We start from the raw sequence: 13,610 nt of genomic DNA on the forward strand, positions 1-13,610 counted from the left end.
CCCGCAGATGAACGACCAAGCGCCGCGCCAGGGACCTCTCGAGCAGATCCGCCTCTGGGGCACGGCCGTCCTCGCCGGGCTGGCGCTCGCCGTGCTCGTCCCCTTCCACCTCGCCGGCGTCGTGATCGGCGGGCGCGCCGCGAGCGCCGTGACGGTGCTGTGGCACCGCTTCGTGATGCGGCTCGTGGGCATTCGCGTTCACGTCACGGGGGAGATCGCCCGCGACCGCCCCCTCCTCCTCCTCGCCAACCACATCTCGTGGCTCGACATCACGGTGCTCGCGAGCGTCGCGCCCGTTTCCTTCGTCGCGAAGAAGGAGGTGGCGGGCTGGGGCGTGTTCGGCTGGCTCGCGAAGCTGCAGCGCTCCGTCTTCGTCGACCGCGAGCGGCGGCACGCGACCGGCGCGTCCGCCGAGGAGGTCGCGGAGCGGCTCTCGGCCGGCGACATCATCCTCCTCTTCGCGGAAGGCACCTCGAGCGACGGCAACCGCGTCCTCCCGTTCCGCTCGGCACTCGTCGGCGCCGCCCAGCGGCTGATCGAAGGCGGCGGCGGGGCGACCGTGCAGCCGGTCGCGATCGCCTATCGCAGCATGCTCGGCATTCCGCTCGGCCGCCAGCACAGGCCCGAGATCGCCTGGTACGGCGACATGGACCTGCTGCCGCATCTCTCGCACCTTCTGGGGCTCGGCGGGATCGACGTCGAGATCGTGTTCGCCCCGCCGCGCCGGCTCCGCGCCTCCGACGACCGCAAGCGGGTGACCGCGGAGGCCGGACAGGCGGTGCGCCGCGTGGTCGCCGGCCTCAACGCCGGACGCAGGCCGGAGGATTTGCTCGCGGCGCTGCCGAAGCACCCCTAGCCGCCGGGCCGCATTTGTTCTAGAGCGGGCCGGAGCGCAACATTCCGGATGCGGCATCGCCCTCGAATGGCCGAGGCAAAGAAAGTCTTCATCAAGACCTATGGCTGCCAGATGAACGTCTACGATTCCGGTCGTATGGCGGATGTTCTGGCGCGCGAAGGCTATGAGGCGGCGGAGGCGCCCGAGGGCGCCGATCTCGTCGTGCTCAACACCTGCCACATCCGCGAGAAGGCGGCCGAGAAGGTCTATTCCGAGATCGGCCGGCTGCGGATCCTGAAGGAGCGCGCGCGCAGCGCCGGACGCGACCTCCGGATCGCCGTCGCCGGCTGCGTCGCCCAGGCCGAAGGCGCGGAGATCGTGGCGCGGGCGCCCGCCGTCGACGCCGTGGTCGGGCCGCAGAGTTATCACCGGCTGCCGGCGATCCTGGAACGGGCTCGGACGGGCGGCCCGGCGGTGGAGACGGAGTTTCCGCCCGAGGACAAGTTCGACCACATGCCGCCGGTCGGCACCGCGGCACCGAAGCGGGGCCCGACGGCCTTCCTGACGGTCCAGGAAGGCTGCGACAAGTTCTGCACCTTCTGCGTCGTGCCCTATACGCGCGGCGCCGAAGCCTCGCGGCCCGTCGCCCGCATCGTCGAGGAGGCGGAGCGCCTCGCCGCCCAGGGCGTGCGCGAGCTGACGCTGCTCGGCCAGAACGTCAACGCCTATCGCGGCGCCGGGCCGGACGGCGCCTGGTCGCTCGCCCGCCTGCTTTCGCGGCTCGCCGCGCTGCCCGGCATCGAGCGGCTCCGCTACACGACCAGCCATCCCCGCGACATGGGCGAGGACCTGATCGCCGCGCATCGCGACCTCGACAGGCTGATGCCCTATCTGCACCTGCCCGTGCAGTCCGGCTCCGACCGGATCCTGAAGGCGATGAACCGCCGCCACCGGCGCGACGACTATCTCCGGATCGTCGACCGGCTGCGCGCCGCGCGCCCCGACCTCGCGCTCTCGGGCGACTTCATCGTCGGTTTCCCCGGCGAGACCGATTCCGATTTCGAGGACACGATGCGGCTCGTCGAGACCGTCGGCTACGCCCAGGCCTATTCCTTCAAGTACAGCCCGCGGCCCGGCACGCCCGCGGCCGACAGCGCGGCGCACGTGCCCGAGCCCGTGAAGGCGGAGCGGCTGGCGCGGCTCCAGGACCTGCTCGATTGCCAGCAGAAGGCGTTCAACGCCGGCATGGCGGGGCGCACCGTCCCCGTGCTCCTCGAGAAGGCCGGCCGGCGGCCGGGCCAGCTCATCGGCCGCTCGCCCTGGCTCCAGGCCGTCCAGGTCGACGCGCCCCCGGCGCTGCTCGGCGCGATCGTCGACGTCCGCATCGTCGAAGCCGGATCGAACAGCCTTTTCGGCGCGTTGCCCGGGAACCGGGCAACGATGAGGGCCATCGCCTGATGCCACCGCGCGGCGGAACCGGAGCAGCCGCGGCCGGACCTGCAGACCAGCGGATCGATCTCGTCTTCGAGAACAACCGTCTTGCGAGCGCGCTCTATGGCGAGTTCGACCAGAACCTCGCCCTCCTCGAGAAGCGCCTCGGCGTCGATGCGCGCGCGCGCGGCAACACGGTCACGATCTCCGGCGGCCCGGTAGCGGTGAACCAGGCCCGGCGGGTGCTGGAATCGCTCTACGACCGCCTGCTCGAGGGCCACGAGGTGCTGCAGGGCGACGTCGAGGGCGCCGTCCGCATGGCCGAGATGGCGGATGCGCAGCTCTCGCTGCCGACGCTCGAGGAATCGGGACGGATGCGCTTCGCCCGCGTCTCCACGCGCAAGAAGTCGGTGGTCGCCCGCACGCTCGCGCAGGACGCCTATATCCGCGCCATGGACCGGTGCGAGCTCGTCTTCGGCACCGGCCCGGCCGGCACCGGCAAGACCTATCTCGCCGTCGCCTTCGCGGCCGCCATGCTGGAGCGCGGCGACGTCGACCGCATCATCCTGTGCCGCCCCGCCGTCGAGGCGGGAGAGCGGCTCGGCTTCCTGCCCGGCGACATGAAGGAGAAGGTCGACCCCTATCTCCGGCCGCTCTACGACGCGCTCTACGACATGATGCCGTCGGAACGCGTCGAGCGCGGCCTGCAGTCGGGCGCGATCGAGATCGCGCCGCTCGCCTTCATGCGCGGACGCACGCTCGCCCACGCCGCCGTCATCCTGGACGAGGCGCAGAACGCCACCTCCATGCAGATGAAGATGTTCCTCACGCGGCTCGGCGAAGGCTCCAAGATGTTCGTGACCGGCGATCCGACGCAGATCGACCTCCGGCCGGGCGAGGTCTCCGGCCTGGTGGAGGCGACCGCCATCCTGGAGGGCGTCGAAGGCGTGGCGATCTGCCGGTTCCGCGGCGAGGACGTGGTGCGCCACGCGCTCGTGCAGCGGATCGTGGCGGCCTACGAGCGCCAGCCGGACCGGCGGGAGCAGCGCCGTGACGGCTGAGGCCCCGCGCGACCGGCCGGCGGCCGCGCTCGACATCGCCGTCGAGGCGGGCGACTGGCCGCCCGCGGAACGGCTGGAGCGGATCGCGGAGAGCGCGGTCGCGACCGCCCTCGCGGAGGCCGGCGACCCTGTCTCGGACGGCGCCGAGATCAGCCTTCTCTTCACGGACGACGCGGCGATCCGCGAGCTCAACGCGCGCTGGCGCGGCAAGGACAGGCCCACCAACGTCCTCTCCTTCCCGCAGGCGCACGGGCCCCTTCTCGGCGACATCGTGCTGGCGGCGGAGACCGTCGCCAGCGAGGCCGGGCTTGCAGGACGACCGCTCGACCATCATATCGCCCATTTGATCGTGCACGGCACACTGCATCTCCTCGGCTACGATCACGAGGAGGACGACGAAGCGGAACGGATGGAAGCGCTGGAACGGCAGGCCTTGTCCCGGATGGGCATACCCGACCCGTATCTCGCCTCCCCGATCGGAAATGACTGACGACCCTCCCCAAAGTACCACCACGGCTGGCGATTCCGGCGAATCGACCGGCCAGGAGCATCTCCCGGAACGGCTGCGCGCGGCCTTTCGCGGCCTCTTCAAGCGGGGCAACGGCTCCGCGCGGAGCGAAATCGAGGACGTGATCGCCGAGGACGAGGCGAGCGGCACCTCGTTCTCTCCCGAGGAGCGCGCCATGCTGCGCGCGATCCTCCGGCTCGGCGACATGCGCGTCGACGACGTGATGGTGCCGCGCGCCGACATCGAGGCCGTGGAGGCGGCGTGGTCGGTCTGGCGCGTCCTCCTCGCCTTCCGCGAGGCGGGACACAGCCGGATGCCCGTCTACCGCGAGACGCTCGATGACCCGATCGGCATGATCCACATCAAGGACGTGATGGCCTGGATCACCGACACGGCCGCGGCCGGGCCGCGCCCGCCGGAGGACGAACCGGAGGCCGTTCCCGCCTGCGACCTCGCCGCCGTCGATCTCGGCCTCGGCATCGAGAAGGCGGGCCTCGTCCGGCCCCTCCTCTTCGTGCCGCCTTCCATGCCGGCGCGCCTTCTCCTCGAGCGCATGCAGGCGAGCCGCACCCAGATCGCACTCGTGATCGACGAATATGGCGGCACCGACGGGCTCGTCTCGATCGAGGACCTCGTCGAGATCATCGTGGGCGAGATCGAGGACGAGTACGACCTCGAGGAGGAGGTCAAGGTGGTCAAGGTCGCCGACGGCCAGTACGTGGCCGACGCGCGCACCTCGATCGAGGACGCCCAGGCGGTGATCGGCGAGAACTTCCGCCCGCGCGAGGAGGACCAGGACGTCGAGACGGTCGGCGGCCTCGTCTTCGCGGCGACCGGCCGGATCCCCGTCCGCGGCGAGATCGTCAACGCCGTCGAGGGCTACGAGTTCGAGATCCTCGACGCCGATCCGCGGCGGATCAAGCGCATCCGGATCCGCGAACGGCGGAAGCTCGTCCCGCGCGTCCGCCAGAAGGTCGGCCGCGATCCGGAGGCGCGGCGGCGCCCCGAGCCGCCCCCCGAGCCGCCCAGTGACGCAGACGCCGCTTGAAGTCGCGCGCCGCGTCGGCCAGCAAGGGTCGAGCGGCAGCGAATCGGCGGCGCTGATGGATCGGCTGGCGAACTGGGTGATCCTGTCCTGGGGCTGGCGGCGGCGCGGCATCGCCTTCTGCGCCGGCGCCGCGTCCGCGCTCGCCCAGCCGCCCTTCTTCCTGTTCCCGGTTCTCTGGCTCACCTTTCCCGTCCTGGTCTGGCTGATCGACGGCGCGGATTCGACGTCGCGGAGCGGCGCCGGCCGGCGTTTCCGCCCGGCCTTCGCGACCGGGTGGTGGTTCGGGTTCGGCTACTTCCTGGCGGGGCTCTGGTGGGTCGGCGCCGCCTTCCTCGTCGACGCCGAACAGTTCGGCTGGATGATGCCGTTCGCCGTGCTCGCGCTGCCAGCCGGCCTCGCGCTCTTCTGGGGCGCGGCAGCCGCCTTCGCCCGGCTCCTCTGGTCGGGCTCCTGGACGCGCGTCTTCGCGCTCGCCGCCGCCCTCGGCGGCGCCGAATGGCTGCGCGGGAACGTGCTCACCGGATTTCCCTGGAACGCGGTCGGCTACGCGCTGACGGCGGGGGAGCCGCTGATGCAGTCCGCCGCGCTCTTCGGCGTGCCGGGCCTCACGGTGCTCGCGGTCGCCGTCTTCGCCGCCCCGGCCGTGCTCGCGCCGGCCGCCGGGCGCGCGGGACGGAACATCGTGCTGCCCGCATTGTCGGTCCTCGCGGTGGCGGCGCTCGCGCTCTCCGGGATGCTCCGCCTCGCCCATGCCGACCGTGCCATGGTGCCGGACCTCTCGATCCGGATCATGCAGCCGGCCATCGACCAGGCGCAGAAATGGCTGCCGGAGAACCGCACCTCCGTGGTCGACACCTATCTCAGGCTGTCGCAGAGCGAGGCGCGGCCGCTTTCGGCCGGCACGGTGCTCGTCTGGCCGGAATCGGCGTTTCCGTTCGCGCTGATGCGCCATCCGGACGTGCTCGGATCGATCGCGGACATGCTGCCGCGCGGCTCCGTCCTGGTGACGGGCGCCGCCCGCATCGACGACTCGGAAGCCGGCCGGCCGCGCTACTACAACAGCATCTACGTGATCGACGACCGCGGCACTGTCACCGACGCCTACGACAAGGTGCACCTGGTGCCGTTTGGAGAATACCTGCCGTTCCAGGGCCTCTTCGAGGCGCTCGGGCTCGAGCAGCTGACCAAGCTGCCGGGCGGGTTCTCGGCGGGCCGGCAGAGACGGGCGCTGGCGCTGCCGTCGGGGCAGACCTTCTCGCCGCTCATCTGCTACGAGATCATCTTCCCCGGGAAGGTGCTTCCCGCGGGCGACCGGCCCGGCTTCCTCCTCAACGTCACCAATGACGGCTGGTTCGGCCGCACGATCGGTCCGTGGCAGCATTTCCACCAGGCGCGGGTACGCGCCGTCGAGGAAGGACTGCCGCTCATCCGCGCGGCGAATACCGGAATCTCGGCCGTCATCGACCCCTATGGCCGGCTCCTCGCGCGCTCCGATCTCGGGGCCGCGGAGGCGATCGACGCGCCGCTTCCGGCCGCCGCTCCGCCCACCTTCCTCGAGCGCCGGCGGGGCTGGATCGTGCCGCTTCTGCTGGCCGGATCGCTGCTGATTGCGGCGTCCGGAATATGGCGGCGTTCTCCCGGACGTTGATTGACTTTACCTAGCCGGCACAGCATCGTGCCCGCGATTGGCCGCATCGGTTCTTCATTTGCCCTGCTTCCACCGGCAGGGTACTTTACGACCACATCCTAGGGGCGCCGGGTGAGTGTAGTGGAAGAACGGTCGGGCAAGCGCCCGAACCCGACGGACGTGTATGTGGGCAGTCGTGTCCGCATGCGGCGCAAGATGCTGGGCATGAGTCAGGAGCGCCTGGGCGAGCAGCTGGGAATCACGTTTCAGCAGATCCAGAAGTACGAGAAGGGCACGAACCGGATCGGCGCAAGCCGGCTGCAGCAGCTGGCGACAGTGCTTGATGTGCCCGTCTCCTACTTCTTCCCGGAGACGGACGGAACCGAGATGCCCGGCCTGCGGGAGGACGGCGCCGGCGATTTCGTGATGGAATTCCTGTCGACGTCGGAAGGCCTGGAGCTCAACCGCGCCTTCGCGCGGATCCGGGATGCCAAGGTGCGGCGCAAGGTGATCGATCTCGTCCGCTCTCTCGGCGATCAGGATTCTCACTGACGCGCGCCGCAACGGCACCCGAACGCCATCACTTGACGACGAAGCGGGGGCGGGGCAAGTGTTGCCCGCCCTTCGTTTCGCTTGGGCCGTGATTTCACTTCCAGTATTCTCATCACCGGGACACAAGTCATATGGCGCGTCGCAGCTATCACTTTACCAGCGAGTCGGTCTCCGAAGGGCATCCTGACAAGGTCTGCGACCGCATCTCCGACACCATCGTGGACGCGCATCTCGCTGCTGTCCCGGAGGCGCGGGTCGCCTGCGAGACGCTCGCCACGACCAACCGCGTCGTGATCGCCGGCGAGGTGCGCGGCTCCGCCGACATCGACGCCGAGGCCGTCAAGCGGCTCGCCCGCGAGGCCGTGCGCGACATCGGCTACGAGCAGGAAGGCTTCCACTGGGACAACTGCGACATCGAGGTGCTGCTTCACGAGCAGTCGTCCGACATCGCGCAGGGCGTCGACAGCCGCGAGAACAAGGACGAGGGCGCCGGCGACCAGGGCATCATGTTCGGCTATGCGTGCCGCGAGACGCCGGAACTCATGCCGGCGCCGATCCACTACGCCCACAAGATCCTCCGCCGCCTCGCCGAGGTGCGCCACGCCGGCACGGAGCCTGCGCTCGGCCCGGACGCCAAGTCCCAGGTCACCGTGGACTATCGCGACGGCCAGCCGGTCGCGGTGAGCTCCATCGTGCTTTCGACCCAGCATCTCGACGAGACGCTCGAATCCGCCGACGTGCGCCGCATCGTCGAGCCCTATATCCGCGAAGTGCTGCCGGAGAGCTGGATCAGCAGCGACACGGTCTGGCACGTGAACCCGACCGGCAAGTTCGTGATCGGGGGTCCCGACGGCGATTGCGGCCTGACCGGCCGCAAGATCATCGTCGACACCTATGGCGGCGCGGCGCCCCATGGCGGCGGCGCGTTCTCGGGCAAGGACCCGACCAAGGTCGACCGCTCGGCCGCCTATGCCGCGCGCTACCTGGCGAAGAACGTCGTCGCCGGCGGCTTCGCGGAGCGCTGCACGATCCAGCTCTCCTACGCCATCGGCGTGCCGCAGCCGCTGTCGATCTTCGTCGACACGCAGGGGACTGCGACTGTCGACGAGGCGGCGCTGGAGAAGGCGCTCGGGCAGGTGATGGACCTCTCGCCGCGCGGCATCCGCCAGCGCCTGGGCCTCAACCGCCCGATCTATGCGCGCACCTCGGCGTACGGCCATTTCGGCCGCGATCCGGAGCCGGACGGCGGCTTCTCCTGGGAGCGGACCGATCTCATCGACGCCATTTCGGACGCGCTCTGAACCCTTGCCGGAAAGACGCGCCGGCGCCTTCTTCGGACGGCGCGTCGGCAAGCCGCTCAAGCCCTCCCAGCAGGCGGCGCTCACCCGCCACCTGCCCGGCCTGAGGCTCGACCCGCAGACGCCGCCGCCAGTACGCGCGGCGGCGCTGTTCCCTCGCCCTGTCGAGCGCATCCAGCTTGAGATCGGGACGGGCGGGGGCGAGCATCTCCTCGCTTGCGCGGCCGCCGATCCGGGCGCCGGCTTCATCGGCGTCGAGCCCTTCGTCGCAGCCTTCGCCAAGGGCGTGCAGGCGCTCGGCGAAGCGGGCCTGACGAACGTCCGGCTCTATGACGACGACGCGGTTCCGCTGCTCGACTGGCTGCCGCCGGGGCAGATCGCCGAGGTGGACCTGCTCTATCCCGATCCGTGGCCGAAGCGCCGGCACTGGAAGCGGCGCTTCGTCAATCCGGACAATCTCGACCGCATCTGCCGCCTGCTCGTGCCGGGCGGCCTGTTCCGGTTCGCGAGCGACCTTCCGAGCTACGTCGACTGGACGCTCGCCACGGTCGAGGCGCATGGCGTGCTCGCCTGGACGGCAGAGACGGCCGACGACTGGCGCCGGCCCTGGCCCGGCTGGCCCGGCACCCGCTACGAGGCGAAGGCCTTGGCGGCAGGCCGCAGGCCGACCTATCTCACCTTCCGCCTGCCGGCGCAGGACGATCGCCCGGCTCAGGACGATCGCAAGGACCGGGCCGAAGGCGGCCGGCCGGGAGGGACGACCAGATGAGCGCGGTTCCGGACGATCGGGCGAGGCGCGAGATCGAGGAACTCTTCGCGCAGTACGCGTCGGGCTTCGACGACGCGGATGCGGCGGCCATCGCCGCCTGCTTCGCGTTTCCCGCCGTCATCTGGCAGCTCGGCGAGGGCCACGTCTTCGAGGATGCCGAGGAGATCGAGGAGAACGCGGAAGCGCTGATCGACGTCTTCGACGAGGCCGGGATCGTCCTCACCACCCCGGAGACGACTACGCTCCTCCTGGCGGGCGGCACCGCCTTCGCCACCGTCGACTGGCGGCAGGAGGGCCAGGACGGGGAGCTTCTCCACGCGTTCCGTTGCCACTACACCTTGATCCGGCACGGCGAGGCATGGCGGATCGCCGTCATCGTGAACGACGAGCCCGAGGGGGACTGAGATGGCCTACGAGCAGGTCCGACTGGAGCGGCGGGGCCGGGCCGCGCTGATCACTCTCAACCGCCCGAAGGCGCTCAACGCGCTCTCCGCGGATCTCCTCGCCGAGCTCACCGAGGCGCTCGACGAGATCGCCGAGGACGAGCGCATCGGGGCGACCGTCATCACCGGCTCGGAGCGGGCCTTCGCCGCCGGGGCCGACATCAAGGAAATGGTCGAGCTCGATCCGGTCGCCGCCTATCGCGACGATTTCCTTTCCGGCTGGGAGCGGGTCGCCGCGCACCGCAAGCCGCTCGTGGCGGCGGTGGCGGGCTACGCCCTCGGCGGCGGCTGCGAGCTCGCCATGATGTGCGACTTCATCCTCGCGGCCGACAATGCGCGCTTCGGGATGCCGGAGATCACGCTCGGCATCATTCCCGGCATCGGCGGGACCCAGCGGCTGATCCGCTCCGTCGGCAAGGCGAAGGCGATGGAGATGATCCTGACCGGCCGCACCATGGACGCCGTCGAGGCGGAGCGCTGCGGGCTCGTGTCGCGGATCGTCGAGGCGGCGGAGTTGCTCGACGAGGCCGTGCGGGTGGCGCAGCGGATCGCCTCCTTCTCGCTGCCGGCGGTGATGGCCGCCAAGGAGGCCGTCGGCCGCGCCAACGAGACGACGCTCGCCGAGGGCATCCGCTTCGAGCGCCGGCTGTTCTATTCGCTGTTCGCCACGCTCGACCAGAAGGAGGGCATGGCGGCCTTCCTGGAGAAGCGCGAGCCGCAGTTCCGCAACCGCTGAGGCGCCAGGCCGCCGCCCGGCCCGGCGGCCGGCTTGAACTTCGGCCCGGGCGGGCGTATATGGTCTTCAACATCTCGAAGACAGATCGAGAGTGGGTCCACCCGGTCCCGCTCTTTTTTGTTATCTCAACCCCATTCGATCCGGGCCCCGGCGGGCCGGCATCAGCGAGCGGAATGGACGCGCCCCGACTGACACGCGAAACGGGCCTCGAAGCCCGCATCGCCCATATCGTGGAGCCGGTCGTGAGCGACCTCGGCTACGAGCTCGTCCGCGTCAAGGTGACGAGCCAGAACGGCATGACCGTCCAGATCATGGCCGAGCGGCCGGACGGCACCATGACCGTCGAAGATTGCGAGGCCATCAGCCGCAACATCTCGCCGGCGCTCGACGTCGACGACCCGATCGGCCGCGCCTACCACCTCGAGGTCTCCTCCCCCGGCATCGACCGGCCGCTGACGCGCGCCAAGGATTTCGCGCTCTGGGCCGGCCACGAGGCGAAGGTCGAGATGGCGAGCGCGCAGAACGGCCGGAAGCGCTTCCGCGGCATCCTGATCGGGTTGAAGGACGAGACCGCCGGCATCCGCCTTGCCGACGCGGCCGAGCCGAACGAGTTCTGGCTGCCGCTCGAGGATATCGGCGAGGCGAAGCTCGTGCTGACTGACGAGCTCATCAAGACGGCGCGGCGCAACGCCCCCGCCGAAGACGAAACAACGGACGAATCCGACTGAGACGAGGACGGAGCTGAGCCATGGCTGTCAGTGCGAACAGGCTCGAACTGCTGCAGATCGCCGACGCGGTCGCGCGCGAGAAGCTGATCGACCGCCGCATCGTGATCGAGGCGATGGAGGACGCGATCCAGAAGGCCGCGAAGTCCCGCTACGGCGCCGAGACCGACATCCGCGCCGAGATCGACGGGAAGACCGGAGAGATCCGGCTCCAGCGCCTGATGGAGGTGGTGGAGAATCCCGAGGACTTCGCGACCCAGATCGCGCTCGAGGATGCCCGCCGCCGCAATCCGGCCGCCCAGATCGGCGATTTCATCTCCGAGCCGCTGCCGCCCCTCGACTACGGGCGGATCGCCGCGCAGTCGGCCAAGCAGGTCATCATGCAGAAGGTGCGGGACGCCGAGCGCGACCGCCAGTATGACGACTACAAGGACCGCATCGGCGACATCGTGAACGGCACGGTGAAGCGGGTCGAATACGGCAACGTCGTCGTCGATCTCGGCCGGGCCGAGGCGATCATCCGCCGCGACGAGCTCATCCCGCGCGAGAATTTCCGCTACGGCGACCGCGTGCGCGCCTATGTCTACGACGTCCGGCGCGAGCAGCGCGGCCCGCAGATCTTCCTCTCCCGCACCCATCCGCAGTTCATGGCGAAGCTCTTCACCATGGAGGTGCCGGAGATCTATGACGGCATCATCGAGATCAAGTCGGTTGCCCGCGATCCCGGCAGCCGGGCGAAGATCGCGGTCGTCTCGCACGATTCCTCGATCGACCCGGTCGGCGCCTGCGTCGGCATGCGCGGCAGCCGCGTCCAGGCGGTGGTGCAGGAGCTCGCCGGCGAGCGCATCGACATCATTCCGTGGAACCCCGACGCCGCGACCTTCATCGTCAACGCCCTGCAGCCGGCGGAAGTCTCGAAGGTCGTGCTCGACGAGGACGCCGAGCGCATCGAGGTGGTCGTGCCGGACGACCAGCTCTCGCTCGCCATCGGCCGGCGCGGCCAGAACGTGCGCCTCGCCTCCCAGCTCACCGGCTGGGACATCGACATCCTGACCGAGGACGAGGAATCGGAGCGGCGCCAGAAGGAGTTCGCCGAACGGACCGACCTCTTCGTGAAGGCGCTCGACGTCGACGAGATGGTGGCGCAGCTCCTCGCCTCGGAAGGGTTTGCGAGCGTCGACGAGGTTGCCTATGTAGACCTCGACGAGGTCGCCTCGATCGAAGGCTTCGACGAGGAGACAGCCGAGGAGCTGCAGACGCGCGCCCGCGAATATCTCGAGGAGATCGACCGGGCGAACGACGAGGAGCGGCGCAAGCTCGGGGTCTCCGACGACCTCAAGGCGGTGCCCGGCCTCAGCACGGCGATGCTGGTCGCGCTCGGCAAGAACGACATCAAGACGCTCGAGGATCTCGGCTATTGCGCGGTCGACGATCTCGTCGGCTGGACCGAGCGGAAGAACGGTGAGACGCAGCGTTTCGAAGGCGCACTCTCCGGCTTCGACATTTCGCGCCAGGAGGCGGAAGAGGTCGTGATGGCGGCCCGGCGCATGGCCGGGCTCATCGAGGAGACCGAGGAGCCGTCGCCCGAAGGCGAAGAGGACGAGGGCGAAGGCGAAGGCGAGGAGACGACGGCGGCTTGACGGCGGCGGAAGGCGGCGCAAAGGGACCGCGGGCGGGGCGGACTCGCACCTGCATCGCGACGCGGACGCAGCGGCCGGAGGCCGAGCTCCTCCGCTTCGTGGCCGGCCCGGAGGGAGAAGTCGTCCCCGATCTCAGGGCGCGCCTGCCCGGTCGCGGCGTGTGGGTCGGGGCGGAACGCCGCCTCGTGGAGGAGGCGGTCCGGAAGAACCTCTTCGCCCGCGCGCTGAAGCAGCCGGTGAAGGCCGGCCCGGAGCTGCCCGGCTTGGTCGGCGAGCTTCTCCGCAAGTCGGCGCTCGGCCGGCTCGGGCTCGCACGGAAGGCCGGCGAGGCCGTCACGGGCTTCGCCAAGGTCGAGGCCACGATCGAGAGCGGCCGCGCGGCGGCGCTCGTGATTGCGGCGGACGCGGCCGAGGACGGCCGGCGCAAGATGGAGGCGGCGCTCAGACGCCGCTCGGGATCGGTCGCGACGATCCCGGTCATCCGCGTCTTCTGCGCGGAGGATTTGAGTTTGGCATTGGGCCGGCCACATGTGATACATGCTGCCGTGCTCCACGGCCCGGCAGGACGAAATTTCGCGGCAGCGGCCGAGCGCATTGCCCATTACGAGGGTTGCACGGCCGGCTCCGCCGCGGACCGAGAAGGCGACGCCAGGAACGACGAATGACAGATACGACGAGCAGAGGCGACAAGACGATCCGGGTCGGGAGCGGCGGCCGCAAGACGATTTCGTTGAAGCGGGATACCGACACCGTCCGGCAGAGCTTCTCCGGCGGCCGCTCGAAATCGGTGCTGGTGGAGAAGAAGCGTCGCCGCGTCTCGGGCCCGGGCGATCGCCCCGAGGGCGCCGACGAGGCTCCGGTCGTCGCCGAGCGCCCGCGCGAGGCGCCGCGCCCGGCCCAGCCGGCGAGCACCGCACAGCCCCAGCAGCGGCCCCAG

15 protein-coding genes are annotated in these 13,610 nt (G+C 70.2%); all 15 read left to right on the forward strand.

The genetic code is table 11. The features are described 5' to 3' along the window. Nucleotides 1-7 precede the first annotated feature (7 nt). A complete protein-coding gene (gene olsA, locus E4O86_RS06810; protein ID WP_161139772.1) occupies nucleotides 8-856 on the forward strand; it encodes a lyso-ornithine lipid O-acyltransferase in 849 nt (282 codons plus the stop codon). Between the two features lie 66 nt (nucleotides 857-922). After that, nucleotides 923-2,293, forward strand: a complete 1,371-nt coding sequence (gene miaB, locus E4O86_RS06815; protein ID WP_161139773.1) for a tRNA (N6-isopentenyl adenosine(37)-C2)-methylthiotransferase MiaB — start codon at nucleotides 923-925, stop codon at nucleotides 2,291-2,293. Beyond that, a complete protein-coding gene (locus E4O86_RS06820; RefSeq protein WP_161139774.1) occupies nucleotides 2,293-3,327 on the forward strand; it encodes a PhoH family protein in 1,035 nt (344 codons plus the stop codon). Before miaB ends, E4O86_RS06820 begins: the two co-directional genes overlap by 1 nt. Beyond that, nucleotides 3,317-3,817, forward strand: coding sequence for an rRNA maturation RNase YbeY (ybeY, locus tag E4O86_RS06825; RefSeq protein ID WP_161139775.1), 501 nt, complete (start codon nucleotides 3,317-3,319; stop codon nucleotides 3,815-3,817). Before E4O86_RS06820 ends, ybeY begins: the two co-directional genes overlap by 11 nt. Next, a complete protein-coding gene (locus E4O86_RS06830; protein WP_161139776.1) occupies nucleotides 3,810-4,883 on the forward strand; it encodes a hemolysin family protein in 1,074 nt (357 codons plus the stop codon). Before ybeY ends, E4O86_RS06830 begins: the two co-directional genes overlap by 8 nt. After that, the gene (gene lnt, locus E4O86_RS06835) at nucleotides 4,864-6,531 is read left to right on the forward strand and encodes an apolipoprotein N-acyltransferase (RefSeq protein ID WP_343039112.1); all 1,668 of its coding nucleotides are present in this window, start codon (nucleotides 4,864-4,866) and stop codon (nucleotides 6,529-6,531) included. Before E4O86_RS06830 ends, lnt begins: the two co-directional genes overlap by 20 nt. A 183-nt stretch (nucleotides 6,532-6,714) precedes the next feature. Next, nucleotides 6,715-7,062, forward strand: a complete 348-nt coding sequence (locus E4O86_RS06840; protein WP_161139788.1) for a helix-turn-helix domain-containing protein — start codon at nucleotides 6,715-6,717, stop codon at nucleotides 7,060-7,062. 131 nt (nucleotides 7,063-7,193) lie between these two features. Continuing rightward, nucleotides 7,194-8,363, forward strand: coding sequence for a methionine adenosyltransferase (gene metK / locus E4O86_RS06845; protein ID WP_161139777.1), 1,170 nt, complete (start codon nucleotides 7,194-7,196; stop codon nucleotides 8,361-8,363). 4 nt (nucleotides 8,364-8,367) lie between these two features. Further along, the gene (gene trmB, locus E4O86_RS06850) at nucleotides 8,368-9,129 is read left to right on the forward strand and encodes a tRNA (guanine(46)-N(7))-methyltransferase TrmB (protein WP_246206259.1); all 762 of its coding nucleotides are present in this window, start codon (nucleotides 8,368-8,370) and stop codon (nucleotides 9,127-9,129) included. Then, nucleotides 9,126-9,533 (forward strand): nuclear transport factor 2 family protein, encoded by a 408-nt coding sequence (locus E4O86_RS06855; protein ID WP_161139779.1) that lies wholly within the window; start codon nucleotides 9,126-9,128, stop codon nucleotides 9,531-9,533. Before trmB ends, E4O86_RS06855 begins: the two co-directional genes overlap by 4 nt. Before the next feature lies 1 nt (nucleotide 9,534). Then, nucleotides 9,535-10,308 (forward strand): enoyl-CoA hydratase, encoded by a 774-nt coding sequence (locus E4O86_RS06860; protein ID WP_161139780.1) that lies wholly within the window; start codon nucleotides 9,535-9,537, stop codon nucleotides 10,306-10,308. A 173-nt stretch (nucleotides 10,309-10,481) separates the two neighbouring features. Further along, nucleotides 10,482-11,036: a ribosome maturation factor RimP gene (gene rimP, locus E4O86_RS06865; protein ID WP_161139781.1), complete on the forward strand. Its 555-nt coding sequence runs from the start codon at nucleotides 10,482-10,484 to the stop codon at nucleotides 11,034-11,036. A gap of 20 nt (nucleotides 11,037-11,056) precedes the next feature. After that, entirely contained in the window at nucleotides 11,057-12,673 is a 1,617-nt protein-coding gene (gene nusA / locus E4O86_RS06870; protein ID WP_161139782.1) for a transcription termination factor NusA, read from the forward strand. Continuing rightward, nucleotides 12,670-13,338 (forward strand): RNA-binding protein, encoded by a 669-nt coding sequence (locus E4O86_RS06875; protein ID WP_161139783.1) that lies wholly within the window; start codon nucleotides 12,670-12,672, stop codon nucleotides 13,336-13,338. Before nusA ends, E4O86_RS06875 begins: the two co-directional genes overlap by 4 nt. Further along, nucleotides 13,335-13,610, forward strand: a 276-nt coding sequence (locus E4O86_RS06880) for a translation initiation factor IF-2 associated domain-containing protein (RefSeq protein ID WP_205520746.1), incomplete at its 3' end; no start/stop codon positions are given. The genes E4O86_RS06875 and E4O86_RS06880, both read left to right, overlap by 4 nt.

The sequence above is a fragment of the Propylenella binzhouense genome (genome assembly GCF_009866965.1).
Taxonomy (GTDB): Bacteria; Pseudomonadota; Alphaproteobacteria; order Rhizobiales; family Afifellaceae; genus Propylenella; species Propylenella binzhouense.